The 16266-nt window shown below is 72.8% G+C and carries 16 protein-coding genes and 1 tRNA gene; 14 read left to right on the top strand and 3 right to left on the bottom strand.

Annotated features, from left to right (window positions below; all coding sequences use genetic code 11):
- Positions 1–179: 179 nt before the first annotated feature.
- Positions 180–737, bottom strand: coding sequence for a hypothetical protein (locus U874_RS0105445; RefSeq protein WP_025133532.1), 558 nt, complete (start codon positions 735–737; stop codon positions 180–182).
- Positions 738–770: 33 nt separating this feature from the next.
- Between U874_RS0105445 and U874_RS0105440 the strand changes: the two genes are divergently transcribed.
- From U874_RS0105440 to U874_RS0105405, 8 genes are all read left to right on the top strand, one after another.
- A complete protein-coding gene (locus tag U874_RS0105440) occupies positions 771–1673 on the top strand; it encodes a DMT family transporter (protein WP_232755874.1) in 903 nt (300 codons plus the stop codon).
- A 4-nt stretch (positions 1674–1677) separates the two neighbouring features.
- Positions 1678–2388 carry a CYTH domain-containing protein gene (locus U874_RS0105435; protein WP_025133530.1) on the top strand — a complete coding sequence of 237 codons (711 nt, stop codon included), beginning with the start codon at positions 1678–1680 and terminating at the stop codon, positions 2386–2388.
- Positions 2385–2615 (top strand): hypothetical protein, encoded by a 231-nt coding sequence (locus U874_RS0105430; protein ID WP_025133529.1) that lies wholly within the window; start codon positions 2385–2387, stop codon positions 2613–2615. The genes U874_RS0105435 and U874_RS0105430 overlap by 4 nt, the downstream gene beginning before the upstream one ends.
- A 108-nt stretch (positions 2616–2723) precedes the next feature.
- On the top strand, positions 2724–4145 hold the full coding sequence (locus U874_RS0105425; RefSeq protein WP_025133528.1) for an FAD-binding oxidoreductase: 1422 nt from the start codon (positions 2724–2726) through the stop codon (positions 4143–4145).
- Positions 4142–4540, top strand: coding sequence for a cupin domain-containing protein (locus U874_RS0105420; RefSeq protein WP_081809907.1), 399 nt, complete (start codon positions 4142–4144; stop codon positions 4538–4540). The genes U874_RS0105425 and U874_RS0105420 overlap by 4 nt, the downstream gene beginning before the upstream one ends.
- A 153-nt stretch (positions 4541–4693) precedes the next feature.
- Positions 4694–6058, top strand: a complete 1365-nt coding sequence (locus U874_RS0105415; protein WP_025133526.1) for a uracil-xanthine permease family protein — start codon at positions 4694–4696, stop codon at positions 6056–6058.
- 88 nt (positions 6059–6146) lie between these two features.
- Positions 6147–9932 carry an AAA family ATPase gene (locus U874_RS0105410; RefSeq protein ID WP_232755873.1) on the top strand — a complete coding sequence of 1262 codons (3786 nt, stop codon included), beginning with the start codon at positions 6147–6149 and terminating at the stop codon, positions 9930–9932.
- Entirely contained in the window at positions 9929–10213 is a 285-nt protein-coding gene (locus U874_RS0105405) for a hypothetical protein (protein ID WP_025133524.1), read from the top strand. The genes U874_RS0105410 and U874_RS0105405 overlap by 4 nt, the downstream gene beginning before the upstream one ends.
- Before the next feature lie 93 nt (positions 10214–10306).
- On the opposite strand, the gene U874_RS0105400 is transcribed toward U874_RS0105405, so the two are convergent.
- Positions 10307–10534: an FmdB family zinc ribbon protein gene (locus U874_RS0105400; RefSeq protein ID WP_029987715.1), complete on the bottom strand. Its 228-nt coding sequence runs from the start codon at positions 10532–10534 to the stop codon at positions 10307–10309.
- 11 nt (positions 10535–10545) lie between these two features.
- Complete coding sequence (locus U874_RS0105395; RefSeq protein ID WP_025133523.1) at positions 10546–11163, bottom strand: 5-formyltetrahydrofolate cyclo-ligase; 618 nt, start codon at positions 11161–11163, stop codon at positions 10546–10548.
- Positions 11164–11242: 79 nt separating this feature from the next.
- Here U874_RS0105395 and U874_RS0105390 point away from each other — a divergent pair, with 79 nt between their 5' ends.
- The 6 genes from U874_RS0105390 (at position 11243) to U874_RS0105365 (ending at position 16259) form a co-directional block, all read left to right on the top strand.
- A complete protein-coding gene (locus tag U874_RS0105390) occupies positions 11243–12157 on the top strand; it encodes a UTP--glucose-1-phosphate uridylyltransferase (protein ID WP_025133522.1) in 915 nt (304 codons plus the stop codon).
- 6 nt (positions 12158–12163) lie between these two features.
- Complete coding sequence (locus U874_RS0105385) at positions 12164–12772, top strand: GNAT family N-acetyltransferase (RefSeq protein WP_025133521.1); 609 nt, start codon at positions 12164–12166, stop codon at positions 12770–12772.
- A gap of 79 nt (positions 12773–12851) precedes the next feature.
- On the top strand, positions 12852–13943 hold the full coding sequence (locus U874_RS15325) for a hypothetical protein (RefSeq protein WP_025133520.1): 1092 nt from the start codon (positions 12852–12854) through the stop codon (positions 13941–13943).
- Between the two features lie 104 nt (positions 13944–14047).
- A tRNA-Ala gene (locus U874_RS0105375) sits at positions 14048–14123 on the top strand.
- 79 nt (positions 14124–14202) lie between these two features.
- Positions 14203–14823 (top strand): LysE family translocator, encoded by a 621-nt coding sequence (locus tag U874_RS0105370; RefSeq protein ID WP_025133519.1) that lies wholly within the window; start codon positions 14203–14205, stop codon positions 14821–14823.
- Between the two features lie 11 nt (positions 14824–14834).
- Positions 14835–16259, top strand: a complete 1425-nt coding sequence (locus U874_RS0105365) for a PLP-dependent aminotransferase family protein (protein ID WP_025133518.1) — start codon at positions 14835–14837, stop codon at positions 16257–16259.
- Positions 16260–16266 lie beyond the last annotated feature (7 nt).

The raw sequence follows: 16266 nt of genomic DNA, 5'->3' as shown, positions 1-16266 counted from the left end.
TCCCCCATCTGTGCTGTTTGATCCGTTCGGCGCGCTTCTCCTGGCATCCCCCATCAGGCCACGGGAGCGTGAACGGATCCCCCCTCCTGTGCCGGCCGCATCCCCCATCCCCCAAACCCCGCGGTCGGCACAGGCGGTTCTCCCGCGGCGAGCGGACACGGCGAACGCGCCGTTCCGGATCAGTTCGGCTCGGGCGAGCGGATGAGCGCCGCGCGCTCCGTGAGGAACGCGGCCAGCGTCTGCGCTCCCGCGAGCGGTGCCCCGGCCCGCCAGCGCACGCGCACCTCGCCGTCGGCGAGGCCGAGGGGCAGCTCCGCGACCGCCGGGTCCGCTGCGAGCGCCCGGAGCGCGGCGGGATCCGCGATCGGCAGCGCAAGCGCATCGTAGTTCACGGGATCACCGCTCGCGAAGCCCCCGCGCAGCGCCGCAGCGGCGAGCTCGCGGCGCTCCTCGCGCGACACGGACTGGTAGCCCGGGCGCCCGCGCTCGGCGGCGCGCGTGGCGCGGCCGGCGGCGAACAGCGCGCCGTCGGCGCCGAGGAGGAGCGGGCCGATGCGCCAGACGCGGCCTCGCGAGCGCATGCGGGCGGGACGCGTCCAGAGGAGCACTTTCCTGGCCGGTTCGAGCTCCGCGAGGTGCTCGGGCTCCACGCCCTCCGCGGCGAGCCGCGCCGCGGTCTCCGCGCACGCCGCGGCCGCCCGCGCCGCCGCCGCTTCGTCCCACGCTTCCGCTGTCACCCGCACAGTGTATCCGGCACTAGAGTAGGTCTGATGAGCTCAGCGTCGATGCATCTCCCGTCCGCCCGCAGCGCAACGATTCGCGCCATGCTCCTCGTGCTGGTCGGGTCCCTCGGCATGCAATTCTCCGCCGTGATCGCGGTCGGTCTCTTCCCCGTGTTCGGCGTGCTCGGCACGAGCGCCCTGCGCATGGTCGTCGCCGCGGTGCTGCTGCTCATCATCTTCCGGCCGCGGCTCCGCGGCCGCACGCGCCGCGAGTGGAGCGGCATCGTGCTCTACGGCGTCGCCATGGCCGCGATGAACGCCTTCCTGTACCTCGCCTTCGATCGCCTGCCGCTCGGCATCGCCACGACGATCGACTTCCTCGGACCGTGCCTCGTCGCGCTCGCCGCGTCCCGGCGGCTCCGGGAGGGCATGCTCGCCGTCGTCGCGCTCATCGGCGTGGGGCTCATCGCGGGCTTCGGCGGCGAGCTCGACCCGCTCGGCCTATTCTTCGCCGCGCTCGCCGGGGCGGCCTTCGGGCTCTACACTCTTCTCGCGGCGCGCGTGGGGCAGTCGGACGGCGGCCTCCCGAGCGTCGCGCTCTCGGTGACCGTCGCCGCGGTGCTCACGCTGCCGTTCTCGGCGCCCGCGATGCCGCTCGTACGCGTGGAGCACCTGCTCCCGCTGTTCGCCTCTGCCGTGCTCGGCACCGCGCTCGCCTTCACTGTCGACACGATCGCCGGGCGTCTCACCTCGGCCCGCGTGCTCGGCGTCTTCTTCGCCTTCGACCCGGTTGTCGGCACCATCCTCGGCGCGCTCCTCCTCGACCAGCTGCTCACCCCCGTCGCGCTCGGTGGGATCCTGCTCGTCGTCGCCGCGGGCGCGGGGATCGTCTGGCTCTCGGGCGGGCACGGGCCGGCGGCGGAGAGCGCGGGGGAGCGCCGCGTAGACTGACCGCGTGACGACACAGCCGGGAACCGAATCGCTCGAGATCGAGCGCAAGTACGAGATCGCGGTCGACGCGCCGCTGCCGGGCGCGGCGGCGTTCGCCGCGGCGGGCTTCGCCGCCGATCCGCCCGAGACCTTCGCGCTCGCCGCGCGCTACTTCGACACCCCGGACGAGGCACTCGCGCGCGCCGGGATCGCGGTGCGCGTGCGCGAGGGCGGCGCCGACGCGGGATGGCACGTGAAGCGGCGCGAGCCCGACGGGGTGCGCGAGCAGCACTGGCCGCTCGAATCCCAGATGCCGGCCGGTCTGCTCGCGGAGCTTGTGGCCCGCGTCGGGATCGCGGCCGGTGCCGTGCAGCCCCGGGCGGAACTGCTCACCGAGCGCACCGTCGTGGTGCTGCGCGATGGCGCGGGCGCCGCGCTCGTCGAGCTCGCCGACGACCGCGTGCGCGCGACGGACCTGTCGGACGGGGTGCGTCGGGCCTGGCGTGAGTGGGAGGCCGAACTGCTGCCCGCGGGAACGGAGGCGCAGCTCGACGCGCTCGATCCCGTGCTGCGCGCGGCCGGCGCCGAGCCGTCCGCGAGCCCCGCGAAGATCGCCCGCGCGACGGGCAAGCTCCTCGGCCTCGCGCGGGAGCGGGGCGCAGCTCCCGAGGTGCTGCGCGCGATCGAGCAGCTCGATGCCGCCGATCAGGCTGCGGCGCGTACCCTGGACGCATGAGCAAGCGAGCGAAGCCCGGCCCGGGGCGCAACGACCGCGGTGCGGGGAAGGGCAAGACCCCCGCGCCGTCGCCCGAGGCGCGGCGGAAGCAGATCATCGTCGGCATCGTGATGGGCGCCATCATGGGCGTCGTCCTCGGTGCGCTGACCCAGTTCTGGCTGTGGCTGCCCGCCGGTCTCGCGATGGGGCTCGCGACGGGCGCCATCATGAAGCCGCCGGCCGAGTAACGGCGCCGCGCCGCAGGCGGGAACACGTCGTAAACGCGAATGTCAATGGCATTTACATTCGCGGGGATCTGTGCAAGGATCAACTCGGACATCGAAGACGAGGACCCCATGCACCAGACCATTTTTGAAACGAACCGGCCGGCGGCGAAGATCGTTGACGACGCGCTCGCCGAGACGAAGCTCTCCTGCTTCTGGATCGACGACGTCGCGGATCGCGCCGCCCGCTACCCCGCGCTCCCGGGCGACACCCGCGTCGACGACGCGGTGGTCGGTGGCGGCTACGCGGGTCTCTGGACCGCGATCAAGCTGAAGACCGAGCACCCCGAGCGGCGCGTGATCCTGCTCGAGGCCATGCGCGTCGGCTGGGCGGCATCGGGCCGAAACGGCGGTTTCTGCGAGGCGAGCATCACGCACGGCGAGCCGAACGCCGAGGCCCGGTGGCCGGAGGAGACCGGCACGCTGAGCCGCCTCGGCTACGAGAACCTCGACGCGATGGAGCGCTTCATCGCGGAGCACCAGCTCGACGTCGACTTCGAGCGCACGGGCCAGCTCTCGGTCGCGAACGCGCCGCACCAGGTCGAGTGGCTCGGTGAGAGCCACGACCCCGAGGTCGTCACACTGAACGCCGAGGAGGTGCAGGCCCGCATCGCCTCGCCCACCTTCCTCGGTGGCGAGTTCGCGCCCCGGGAGAACGCGAACCTCCACCCCGCGAAGCTCGCGGCCGAGCTCGCGCGCCACGCTGCGTCGATCGGCGTGGAGATCCACGAGCAGACCCCCGTGAAGCGCCTCGACGGCGGCGCCGACACCCCGATCCAGCTCACCACCGAGCGCGGCACGGTCACGGCGGAGCGCGTGGCGCTCTGCACGAACGTGTTCCCCTCGCTGCTCAAACGCTACCGCTTCCACACGGTGCCCGTCTACGACTACGTGCTCATGACCGAGCCGCTGAGCGACGAGCAGCTCGCCTCGATCGGGTGGGACGGGCGCGAGGGCCTCGCCGACATGGCGAACCAGTTCCACTACTCGCGGCTCACGAAGGACAACCGGATCCTCTGGGGCGGGTACGACGCCGTCTACTTCGCCGGCGGCAAGATCAAGCCGGAGCACGAGGACCGGATGGAGAGCCACCGGAAGCTCGCGAGCCACTTCTTCACTACCTTCCCGCAGCTCGCGGGCGTGAAGTTCACGCACCGCTGGGCCGGCGTCATCGACACGAGCACGCGCTTCTGCGCGTTCTTCGGCCAGGCGCTCGGCGGCCGCGTGCAGTACGTCGCCGGCTTCACGGGTCTCGGCGTCGGCGCCACCCACTTCGCTGCCGACGTGATCGTCGACCGCCTCGAAGGCCGCACGACCGAGCGCACCGAGCTCAAGATGGTGCGCGACGTGCCGCTCCCGTTCCCGCCCGAGCCCGCCGCCTCGATCGGCATCAACCTCACCCGCTGGGCGCTCGACCGGGCGGACCACAACGAGGGCAAGCGCAACGTGCTGCTCAAGACCCTCGACGCGCTCGGCCTCGGGTTCGACTCGTGAGCGGCGCGGAGCAGGCGGCGCACGCGCTGCCCGATGGGGTGAACGCCGTGCTGCACGCCGCAACGGCGCCCGTCTCGCTCGAGGCGGTCGAGCCCGACGAGGTGGTCGCGGGGGATCCCGCACAGGGCTTCGTCGAGATCGGCACGATCGGCGGCGCGGAGACCGGCATCTGGGAGCTCCGCGGCGGCACCGTCACGGACACCGAGGTCGACGAGCTCTTCGTGGTGCTCTCCGGCTCGGCATCGATCGAGCTGCTGAGCGAGCCCGGCGCAGCGGCCGATGCGGAGCCGCGCACGGTCGAGGTGGCTGCGGGGGACGTCATGCGGCTCGTCGCGGGCACGCGCACGCGCTGGACCGTGGGCGACCACATCCGCAAGATCTACATCGCGGGCTGATCGCGGGCTGATCGCGTCTCGGCCGAACGCTCGGGATCGGTGAATTTTTCGCACCGATCCTGAGCGTTCGCTGTATGATGATCGATTGGTCGCGCGCCCACGGGGCGGACGCGCAGCACGCTTCGAACGGACCGCCCCACAGAAGGAGACAGCATGGCGCTGCCCTGGAAACTGCACGGCGACGGCAAGCACGTCGCGCACGATGCGATCGTCCTCCCCGAGGAGCGCCTGAGCTGGGGCCGCACGATCGGCTTCGGCGCGCAGCACGTCGTCGCCATGTTCGGCGCGACCTTCCTCGTTCCGCTGCTCACGGGCTTCAGCCCCACGGCGACCCTCTTCTTCTCGGGCCTCGGAACGATGCTGTTCCTGCTCCTCACGGGCAACCGGCTCCCGAGCTACCTCGGCTCCTCCTTCGCCTTCATCGCGCCGATCCTCGCCGCGACCGCCGGCGGCGATGACCTGGGCCGCGCCTCCTTCGGCATCCTCGCCATCGGCGTGCTCATGGCGCTCGTCGGCCTGATCGTGCACCGCTTCGGCACGGGCTGGATCAACGCCCTCATGCCGCCCGTCGTCATGGGCTCCATCGTCGCGCTCATCGGCTTCAACCTCGCGCCCGCCGTGCGGAACAACTGGACCGGCAACCCGGGGGCGAACCCCGACGTCGATCAGGCGCTCTCGTCCTGGGTCGCGCTCGCGACGCTCGTGGCGATCCTCCTCATCACGGTCCTCTTCCGCGGGCTCATCGGCCGCCTCTCGATTGTGCTCGGCATGGCCGTCGGCTACCTCATCGCGGTTTTCGCCGGGCTCGTGAACTTCGACGCCGTCGCCGACGCCGACTGGGTGGGCCTGCCCCAGTTCCACGCCGTGGGCAACCCGTTCGCGGATCCCTCGCTCTGGGGTCTCCTCCCCGCGTTCCTCCCCGTCGTGCTCGTGCTCATCGCGGAGAACGTCGGCCACGTGAAGAGCGTCGGGCTGATGGTCGACCGCGACCTCGACGGCGTCACCGGACGCGCGCTCCTCGCCGACGGCCTCTCCACGATGCTCGCCGGCTTCGGCGGCGGCTCGGGCACCACCACCTACGGCGAGAACATCGGCGTCATGGCCGCGACCCGCGTGTACTCGACCGCGGCGTACTGGGTCGCTGGCACGATCGCGGTGCTCCTCAGCTTCTCGCCGAAGGTCGGCGCCGTGATCTTCTCCGTGCCGCCCGCCGTCCTCGGTGGCGTCACCGTCGCGCTCTACGGCCTCATCGGCCTCATCGGCGTGAAGATCTGGATCGACAACAAGGTCGACTTCTCGAAGCCGATCAACCAGTTCTCCGCGGCCGTGCCGCTCATCGTCGGCATCGCGGACTTCACGATCCAGTTCGGCTCGGTCGTCTTCAACGGCATCGCGCTCGGCACGATCGCCGCGATCGGCGTCTACCACCTCATGCGCGTGCTCGCGAAGGCGCGCGGCGGTGAGATGCAGCTGGCCGATCCCGTCGTCACGGGCCCCGCGGCCGACGAGACCCGCTAGCCGGGCCCCGCGCCGTACAGCGCATCCGCAGCGACGAAACTCCGCCGCGGATGCGCTGTTTTGGCGTTTCAGCGCCTAGGGTGGCGGTGTGTGGAGTGTAGACCGACGCCGCCGGCCCGACTCGGGTGGCGACGAGAATGAGACCGTAGAGGTCACCGCCGAGGCGGTGCCGCCCCAGGACGAGGGCGCGCTCGCACCTGCGCCCGCGCCCACGACCGCCCCCGAGCGCGACCTCTCGGCGCAGCTCACGGGGCCCGTATCCCTCGTCGACGCGTACGCAGACGAGCACGCCGACTGGCGCCGCGCCGCGGCCCGCATCGGCGGCCGCAACCCGCTGCTGCACTTCGACGACCGCCCCGCGAACCGGATCGAGCTCTCGACGACGCATCCGGGCGGGCTGCCCCAGTTCATCACGGGCAACAAGATCCTGCTCTCCGCCCTCATCCGCGACGACCTCGCGCTGCGCCACGCCCGCGCCGCCGCGGGCCGCGTGACCGACAAGGCGATCGAGATGCGCACCGTGCGCGGCCTCGAGACCGTGCACCTCGGCGTCGGCATCGCGAAGTGGACGTTCGAGGGCGAGGAGTTCTGCGCCCCCGTGCTGCTGCGCCCGCTCGCGATCCGCCGCTACGGCCGCGACTTCGAGCTGAAGCTCAAGCAGTTCCCCACCGTGAACGAGGAGCTCATCCGCGCGCTCCGCGAGCAGTTCGGCATCACGCTCGACGCCCGCGCGCTCGTGGAGCTCTCGCAGTCGGAGGGCGTCTTCAAGCCCCAGCCCGTGATCGACCGCGTGCGGCAGACCGTCGCCGGGGTCTCCGGCTTCGTCGTGCAGCCGCGCCTCGTCGTCTCCTCCTTCCACTCGGTCGCGCAGGGCATGGTCGACGCGGTCAAGGATCTCGACTCGCCCGTGCTCGCCGCCGTGTGCGGCAGCGAGCCCGCTCGCGAGCGACTCGCTGCGGCATACCGCCCCGTGAGCGCGACCGCCCCCGACGAGCGCGCTCCCGACGTGGACCGCCACCTCTACGACGCCGATGCCGAGCAGGACGATGTGCTCGCGCAGATCGATGCCGGCCACTCGGTCGTGGTGCACACGCTTCCCGGAACGGGCGGCACGCAGACCGTGGTCAACGCCATCGGCAGCCTCGTCCGCGACGGCAAGCGCGTCCTCGTGGTCTCGCCGCGCCGGGCGACGCTCGACGGCATCTCGCACCGCCTCACCCGAGCCGGCCTCGCGGGGCTCTCCGTCGGCCCGCGCCGCGTGCGCCGCAACCTCGTCGAGTCGATCAGCCGCAACGAGAATTCGCGCGCGGAGCAGCTCGGCGAGGTCGACGCCGCGCTCATCCGCCTCCGCGGAGTGCTCCGCGACTACCGCGGCGCGCTGTCGAGCCAGGACCCCCGCTACGGCGTCTCGCCCCTCGACGCGCTGCGCCGCCTCACGATCCTCGCGCAGAGCGAGCGCCCGCCGCGCACCACCGTGCGCCTCGACGACCACGCGCTCGGCCAGCTCACGCTCGACCGCTCCGCGATGGCCGAGGACCTCACGGAGGTCGCGCGACTCGGGCAGTTCCAGTACGGCCCGGAGGACTCGCCCTGGTACGGCGTGAGCTTCTCGACCACCGAGGAGGCCCGGTCCGCGTACGGCACCGCGGTCGACCTCGCCGAGGCCCAGCTGCCGCGGCTCATCTCGATGGCCAATGAGGTCATCGGGCAGACGTCGATGCGGCCGTACGAGACGATCGCCGAGCTCGGGGTGTACCTGCGGCTGCTCATGGGCATCCGGGACACGCTCGACCGCTTCACTCCCTCGGTCTACGACCGCTCGCTCACCGAGGTGATCGCGGCCCACGCGCCGCGCGGCGGCGAGGAGATGACCGCGGCGAACAAGCGCCGCCTGCGCAAGCTCGCCCGCGAGTACGTGCGCCCGGGCGTCCACATCACCGACATGTACTCGCGCCTCGTGCAGATCCAGCAGCAGCGCGTGCTGTGGCAGCGCTACACGACCGTCGTCGGCGCGCGCCCCGAGGTGCCGCTCGGCATCTCGGACGTCGTCGTCGCGTTCCAGTCGGCCTACCAGGACCTCGACGAGATCGACCGCGTGCTCGGCGTCTCGAGCGATCCGGACCGCCTGAAGAACCGCTCGCTCGGATCCCTCGCGAGCCGCATCTCCGATCTCGCGCGCGAGTCCGAGGTGCTCCAGAACATCCAGGAGCGCACCATGATCGTGGAGCGCATGCGCGCCGCGCACCTGGAGCCGCTCCTCGACGACCTCTCCGCGCGCCACGTGCCCGCCGAGGACGTCGCGGCGGAGCTTGAACTCGCCTGGTGGCAGTCCGCCCTCGAGCGGATGCTGCACACGAATCCCGCACTGCTGAGCGCCAACATCGGCGTGCTCGAGCGACTCGAGGCCGACTTCCGGCTCGTGGACGACGCGCACGCCGGCGCGAACGGCGCACTGCTCGCCGCGAGCCTCGCCGACGCGTGGCGCGTCGCCGTGCTCGACCACAAGCAGGAGGCGCTCGCGATGCGCGAGGCGCTCCGCCGCCCCGATGTGACGGTCGCGCAGCTGGCTCAGGGCGCTCCGCACCTGCTCGGGGTGCTCGCTCCCGTCTGGACGATGTCGCCCTACGAGGTCGCCGAGCTGCCCGACAGCATGCGCTTCGACACGGTGCTGCTCGTCGACGCCGGAGCGACCACGCTCGTCGAGAACCTGGGTGCGATCCGCCGCGCCGAGCAGGTCGTCGCCTTCGGCGACACGATGACGCAGACCCCCGCGCACTTCGAGCTCTCCGTCGGCGCCCCCGTGCCCGACACGGACGGCGACGGCGACGCCGACGCGCTGCACCGCCGCTCGGCCTTCGCCGAGCTCGGCGAGGTGCTGCCGACGCTCACGCTGACGCGCAGCTACCGCGCCGGCGGCGAGGACCTCACGCACCTCGTGAACACCCGCTTCTACGACGGGGCGATCCAGACGCTGCCGTGGGCGGGCAGCTTCCTCGGGCACTCGAGCCTCACGTACGAGTTCGTGAGCGGCGGTCAGGGCCTGCCTGACCAGCAGACCGGCGCGGTCGAGAGCACGGACGCCGAGGTGGAGCGTGTCGTGCAGCTCGTGCTGCAGCACGCGAGCGATCGCGCTGGCGAGTCGCTCATGGTGATCACGGCGAGCGAGCGCCACGCGGTGCGCGTGTACCAGGCCGTGCTGCAGGCGTTCTCGAAGTTCCCGCAGTACCGAGAGTTCCTGCTCGGCGACCGCGCGGAGCCGTTCGCCGTCATGACGCTCGAACAGGCGACCGCGCAGAGCCGCGACCGAGTGATCTTCTCCATCGGCTATGGCCGCACCCCGCACGGGCGCGTGCTGTCGAACTTCGGCGGCCTCGGTCGGCCCGGCGGGGAGCGGCTGCTCGCGGTCGCGATGACCCGAGCGCGCCGCGCCATGACGATCGTGAGCTGCTTCAAGCCGAAGGACCTCGACTCGGCCCGGATCAAGCACGGCGTCGTGGAGCTCGCCGAGCTCCTCGCGCTCGAGCACCCCGCGCCCGAGCCGCCCGCGCTCCCCGCGGAGCGCGACCCGATGATCGGCGAGCTCGCCGACCGGCTCGAGGCGCTCGGCCTCACCGTGGCGCTCGACTACCGTGGCGCGATCCCGCTCGCAGCCTCGTACGACGGCCGGGCGATCGCGATCGACGTCGACCTCGGCGACGGCTCCGAGAGCCTGCGCGACACCCTGCGCCTGCGGCCCGCTGTGCTCCGCCGCCTCGGCTGGCACTACCACCGCGTGCAGAGCTTCGACCTCTTCTCCGACCCTGACGAGGCCGCGCGACGCATCGCGCGGATCCTCGGGCTCGAGACGGCGGAGCCCGCAGCGGACCCGGCGTGACCGAGTCCGGTGTGAGCGACTCCGGCGCGACCGGTGCCGGCGTGAGCCGGCCCGGTGCGCACGAGGCTGGCTCGTCCGGTGCCGCCGGGCGGCGTGGTTCGCGCCGCGCGCAGCGCCCGGCGCCCGACGGCGTCGACCCGCGTCCGTCCGAGCACGCGCTCGATGCGCGCGCCGGAGAGGATCAGTCGGAGGGCTGGGGAGACCGGCCCGCAGGGGCGCAGGCCGCCGAGCCGGGGAACGACGCGCGGCTCGCGCGCGATCGCCCGCCGCACTGGGGCTAGCCGGGCTTCACGCGCGGTGCCAAGATCCTGAGGTGCCGGGGACTCCGCGGTGGCGGGGATTCAGTGGTGGCGGGGACTCCGCGTCGCTGAGCGTTATGCGGAGGACGAGCTCGAAGAGCCGGAGGAACCGGACGAGCCACTCGACCGCGAATCGGTGCGGTAGAAGCCCGAGCCGTTGAAGGTCACGCCCAGCGAGGAGCCGAAGACCTTGCGCAGCGCGCCGCCGCACTCGGGGCACTCGGTGAGCGCATCATCCGAGAACGACTGGTAGATGTCGAATGCGTGGCCGCAGTCGGCACAGCGGTAAGCGTAGGTAGGCACAGTCAGTCAGCCTACCCCGTTTCCGCGGGGAATCGGCCGATGCCCGCCGGGGTCACCACCCCCGTGACGGGAACGTCGTGCGGATCCCGGGGGAGCCCGGCTACCCGATCCTCCGCGAAGACCACCGCGTAGACGGGCGGGCGCTGCGCGAGCCCGGCGAGGCACCGGTCGTAGTACCCGAGCCCCCAGCCGAGGCGGGTGCCCGCGCGGTCGACGGCGCAGGCCGGGATCAGAAGCAGATCGGCGGAGCCCGCGGCGCTCGCCGGAAGTCGTGGCCCGACCGGTTCCAGGATCCCGTGCCTGCCGGGCACCGGCGCACCCTCGCCCGCGCGCACCCAGGCGAGCGTGCGGTCCGCGAGCGAGACCGGGAGGAGTACCTCGACGCCGTGCTCGGCGGCCCAGGCGAGGAATCCCGAGGGATCCGGCTCTTCCTGGGTCGCGAGATAGCAGGTGACCCGGCGCGCTCCGCTCGCCTCGACGAGCGCGATCAGCTGCGCAGAGAGCGCCGCCGCCGCGCTCGCTCGGGCGGCAGCGGAGCGCGCGGTGCGGTGCGCGCGCACGGCGGCGCGGACGCGCCGCTTGGCCGCGGCCCGAGCCGTGAGGGGGTCCGGTGTGAGGGATGCGCTCATACGCGGGATCATAGCCAGCCTGGCGAATCGCTGCCCGGCCGACTTTGCGGGGGCACACCGCGACATTAGGCTGGCCTGCATGACTGAAACGCAGCGCGCCGTCACGAAGGCCGTCATCCCCGCGGCGGGCCTCGGTACCCGCTTCCTGCCGGCGACCAAGGCGATGCCCAAGGAAATGCTCCCGATCGTCGACAAGCCGGCGATCCAGTACGTCGTGGAAGAGGCTGCCTCCGCTGGCCTCGGCGACGTGCTCATCATCACGGGGCGCAACAAGGACAACCTCGTCAACCACTTCGACAGCGTCCCCGAGCTCGAGTACTCGCTCGAGCGCAAGGGCGACGAGGGCAAGCTCGGCAAGGTGCACGAGTCGAGCGAGCTCGCCGAGGTCTACTTCCTCCGCCAGGGCCAGCCGCTCGGGCTCGGCCACGCGGTCGGCCGCGCGCGCGGGCACGTGGGCTACGAGTCGTTCGCCGTGCTGCTCGGCGACGATCTGATCGACGCCCGCGATCCGCTGCTCGACCGGATGATCGCCGAGCACGATTCGCGCGGCGCCACCGTCATCGCGCTCATGGAGGTCCCGCAGGAGTCGATCCACCTCTACGGCTGCGCCGCCGTCGAGGCGACCGACGACGCCGACGTGGTGCGCATCACGGGCCTCGTGGAGAAGCCCGCCGCGGCCGAGGCGCCCTCGAACCTCGCCGTGATCGGCCGCTACGTGCTGCGCCCCGAGATCTTCGACATCCTCGACGAGCTCCCCCCGGGGCGCGGTGGCGAGATCCAGCTGACCGACGCGCTGCACCAGCTCGCCGAGGGCAAGGGCGAGGCGCCCGTCTACGGCGTCATCTTCCGCGGCCGTCGCTACGACACGGGCGACCGCGCGGACTGGATCAAGGCGAACGTGCTGCTCGGCGTCGACCACGACGAGCTCGGCGGCGAGATCACCGACTGGGTGATCGGCTTCGCGGATCAGCTCCGCGCCCGCCGCGAGGGCTAAGCGCCCGTGCCGCTCGGCCAGGCGATCCCGGATCCCGGCCCGCTCTCGGCGGGCCGGGTCGGGCTCCGCGTGGTGCGGCCGGCCGACGCCGGTGAGCTGCAGCGCCTGCTTCGGGAGAACCGGGACTGGCTACAGCCGTGGGAAGCGACGCACCCGAGCGGCCGCAGCGTCGTTCCCGGCTCGGTGCCGATGCGGCCCACCATCCGCCTCCAGCGCCGGCAGCTGCGCGCGGGGAGCGGGGTGCCGTTCGTCGTCCTCTTCGACGGCAACGTCGTGGGCCAGTTGAGCATCTCCGAACTGAGCGGGGGAGCGCTCCAGTCCTCCCAGATCGGCTACTGGGTCTCGCGCCACGTGGCTGGGAACGGGATCGCACCCACCGCCGTCGCGCTCGCGATGGACTTCATCTTCGGCGAGCTCGGCCTGCACCGGGTCGAGATCTGCATTCGCCCCGAGAACGTGGCGTCGCTGCGCGTGGTGCAGAAGCTGGGGCTCCGCTACGAGGGGCGCCGCGGCGACTACATCCACATCGACGGCGCATGGCGGGATCACGACTGCTTCGTCGCGACGCGCGACGAGGGGCCGATGCTGGCCCGGCTCACCTCGCTCGGCCGCTGAACGCGGCGAATTCGCTGAACTGGGTGCGCTGCGGCGCGCCGGGACGCGCGCGGGCGGACGACGCCGTACAGTGATGCTCATGACTGGCGGCATTCTCGGAGGAGGCGTGATCTTCGTGATCGCGGCGCTGCTCTGGGCCGCCGTGCTCGTGCCCGCGTGGGCCCGCCGTCGCGAGTTCCGCGCCGCCGAGCGCAACGCGCTGCGGTTGCAGCGCACCCTGCGCATCCTCGCGGAGACGAGCGAGGTGCCGCAGGAAGTGCGGCTCGAGGCGACGGCGCGCGAGGCGCTCGCCCATGAGAAGCTCCTCCGCACCGCGCAGCGGCAGCAGGAGGCCGAGCGCGAGGCCGAGCTCGCGGAGGCCCGCGCCGCGTCCGTCCGCGCGGAGATCCGGGCGCAGCAGATGCAGCGCCGCCAGGCCGCGGCTCAGCGTGCGGCCCGGCTGCGCCGGCCCTCCGCGCGCCGGGTGCGCGCTGTGGCTGCGCTCGGCGCGCTGCTCGGCATCCTGGGCGCGCTCGTGGGCATCGGCCTGCTGATCGCCGGCAGCGGGGCGACCCTGCTCGTGTGCGCGGCGCTGCTCGCGCTCGCCTCGGTGGGCGCCCTCGTGCTGCTCGCGCCCGGCCGGGTGCGCGTGGATCCCATCCCCGCCGAGCAGGTGCCGGCCGAGTCCGCGCCGCTCCCCGTGGTCGAGGACGAGCCCGTGGCGACCGGCGAGAGCGATGCCGCTGCAGAGGCGCACGCGGCCGCGCAGCGCGCCGCCGCCGATCGCATCGCCCGTGCCCAGGCACTCGCACGCGCTCGTGCCGAACGCCCCGCGGCCCAGGTGAACCAGACCGACTCGATCCTCCTCCGCGAAGTGCGCGAGCAGGTGGCCCGGGAGCACGCGGCGCGCCAGCGCGCGGCCGGCGCGCCGGTTACTGAGGCCCCCGCGGCGGCAGCGCCGGCCCGCCCCGAGGCTCAGGCGCCAGCCTCCCCTCAGGCTCAGGCTCAGGCTCAGGCTCAGGCTCAGGCTCAGGCTCCTGCGCTGCCGCGCGTCTCCGCTGCGGCGTCGCGCGCGGCAGCGCAGCGGAGCGAGACGCAGCATCGCCTGCGCGGCATGGGCGTCGTGGGCGACACGAGCGAGGGCATGCCCGATCTCGACGCGGTGCTCCGCCGCCGCCGCAACGCCGGATAGCGCGCACCACTCAGGGGCCCGGCACGCCGGGAGGCGACACGCCGCCGTCCAGGGCGAAGGATTTTACCTGCGCCCCCGCGGCCTGCTAAGGTTGATCGCTGTAAGGGTCTGTGGCGCAGTTGGTAGCGCGTCTCGTTCGCAATGAGAAGGTCAGGGGTTCGATTCCCCTCAGATCCACCACCGGAACGGGGCCGATCACGCGAAAGCGGATCGGCCCCGTTCGTCTTTCCGGCACCGTCCTCGGCACTACACTGTGCAGGTGGCCCCCGCTCTCTGGATCTCTCTGCTCACCGCGACGATCGTGATCAGCCTCACCCCCGGGGCGGGCGCGATCAACACGATGTCGAACTCGCTCACCGTGGGGTGGCGGCGATCGGTGTGGGGCGTCATCGGACAGCAGCTGGCGCTGCTGCTCCACATCCTCATCGTGGCGGCCGGCGTCGGCGTCCTCGTGGCGAACACCCCCGCGCTGCTCACGGGCATCCGCTGGGCGGGTGCAGCGTACCTCGCGTACCTCGGCGTGCGCCTCATCCTCGCGCGGCCGGAGCCCGAGGAACAGGCGGAACGCGCCGGCACAACGAGCCGCTGGGAGCTCCTGCGGCGCGGCTTCTGGGTCAACGTGCTGAACCCGAAGGCCGTCGTGTTCTTCCTCGCCTTCATCCCGCAGTTCATCCGGGCCGATCAGCCGCTGCTCCCGCAGTACCTCGTGCTCGTCGCGACCGTCGTCGGCGTCGACGTCGTCGTGATGTGGGGGTTCTTCGCCGGCGCGGCGAAGCCATTCCGCCGCTACGCCTCGACCGTGCGGGGCCAGCGCACGCTCAACACGATCTTCGGAGTCCTCTTCATCGCGGTCGCGGCGCTCCTCCTCTTCGTCCACTGACCGGGATCCGCATGGACGTCTTTCCGCAGCTCGCCGTCGATCGGACGCTCGCCGAGCCGCTCGCCGAGCAGCTGACCGCGCGGATCCGTGCCGCGATCCTCGCGGGCGACATGGCGCCCGGTGAGGCGCTGCCGCCGAGCCGAGCGCTCGCCACGGGGATCGGCGTTTCGCGCACGGTCGTCGTCGCGGCGTACGAGCGGCTCGTCGGCGAGGGCTTCCTCGAGAGCCGCCAGGGGGCGGGCACCCGCGTCGTGCCGGAGCTCCCCGTGGGCGCCGCCCCCGCGCTGCACGCGCCCGCCGCGGCACCCGCGGCTGTGGCTCCCGGTGCGCCTGAGCAGCGCCCCATCGATCTGCGGCCGGGGCGCCCGTTCGTCTCCGAGCTTCCGCCGCGCGACTGGGTGCGCGCAGCGACTGCCGCGGCGCGCGCACCCTGGGAGTCGGACGCTCCGGATCCGCGGGGGATCCCGCAACTGCGCGCCGCCCTCGCGGCCCACACGCGCCGCTCCCGGGGGATCGTGTGCGCCGAGGGGGATATCACGGTGGCGAGCGGGACCTCGGAGGCCCTGCTGCTCCTCGCGCTTGCGCTCCGGGAGCTGCACGGGCGGGCGCCGCGCATCGCCGTCGAGGATCCGGGCTACAAGGAAGGGATCCGCGCGCTCGCCCGAGCGGGGACGGAGATCGTGCGACTTCCGGTCGGCCCGGACGGGGCGACCGCGGCTGCGCTTCGTGCGCTCGCCGGATCGGGCCCGCTCGACGCAGCGCTCCTCACGCCGAGCCACCAGTTCCCGCTCGGCGGGCGGATCCCGGCGGCCGAGCGGCTCGGGATCCTCGAGTGGGCGGGCGAGACCGGCGCGCTCATCATCGAGGACGACTACGACAGCGAGTTCCGGCACGGTGGCGCCCTGCTGCCCGCGATGGGGTCGCTTGCGGCGGGCGTCGCGACCATCACGACGCTGAACAAGGTGCTCTCCCCATCGGTGCGCTGCGCCGCGATCGTGCTCGCTGGGGGCACCGCGGAGCTCGCCGCCGAGTTGCGGGCCGCGCGCGACGACCTCGGGGCCGCGCTCCCGCTGCTCGAACAGCGCACGATCGCGGCCTTCCTGGAGAGTGGCGGGTTCCGCCGGGAACTGGCTCGCACCCGTCGCGAGTACGGGCACCGGCGGCAACTGCTCCTGGACCGCCTGGCTGCGCGGGGGATCCCGGTGCGCGGGGCCGACGGCGGGCTCCACGTGGTGCTCTCCCTCGACGGCCGCGACGGCGCGGCGACCGTCGCGGCGCTCGCGGCGCGCGGCGTGCTCGTCGATCACGTGGGGGACTACCGAGGGGGAAGCGCGGAATCCGTGAGCGGTTCCGACGGGCTCATCGTCGGCTACGGCGCAGAGCCGTCCACGCGGCTCGCGCGCGGCCTCGACGTCATCGCCGAACTGCTCGGCTGAGACGCGC

This window comes from Leucobacter sp. PH1c (assembly GCF_000633415.1).
Lineage (GTDB): Bacteria > Actinomycetota > Actinomycetes > Actinomycetales > Microbacteriaceae > Leucobacter.
Note: the sequence above shows the minus strand (reverse complement) of the source record. Positions and strands in the feature narration are given on the sequence as shown.

What these genes read in the sequence shown, in the direction of transcription:
- U874_RS0105395 (WP_025133523.1), bottom strand. Translation starts at nt 11,163, where the DNA reads ATGAGCGCATCCCTCACACCGGACCCCCTCACGGCTCGGGCCGCGGCC.
- U874_RS0105430 (WP_025133529.1), top strand. Translation starts at nt 2,385, where the DNA reads ATGAGCAAGCGAGCGAAGCCCGGCCCGGGGCGCAACGACCGCGGTGCG.
- U874_RS0105365 (WP_025133518.1), top strand. Translation starts at nt 14,835, where the DNA reads ATGGACGTCTTTCCGCAGCTCGCCGTCGATCGGACGCTCGCCGAGCCG.
- U874_RS0105425 (WP_025133528.1), top strand. Translation starts at nt 2,724, where the DNA reads ATGCACCAGACCATTTTTGAAACGAACCGGCCGGCGGCGAAGATCGTT.
- U874_RS0105415 (WP_025133526.1), top strand. Translation starts at nt 4,694, where the DNA reads ATGGCGCTGCCCTGGAAACTGCACGGCGACGGCAAGCACGTCGCGCAC.
- U874_RS0105440 (WP_232755874.1), top strand. Translation starts at nt 771, where the DNA reads ATGAGCTCAGCGTCGATGCATCTCCCGTCCGCCCGCAGCGCAACGATT.
- U874_RS0105390 (WP_025133522.1), top strand. Translation starts at nt 11,243, where the DNA reads ATGACTGAAACGCAGCGCGCCGTCACGAAGGCCGTCATCCCCGCGGCG.
- U874_RS15325 (WP_025133520.1), top strand. Translation starts at nt 12,852, where the DNA reads ATGACTGGCGGCATTCTCGGAGGAGGCGTGATCTTCGTGATCGCGGCG.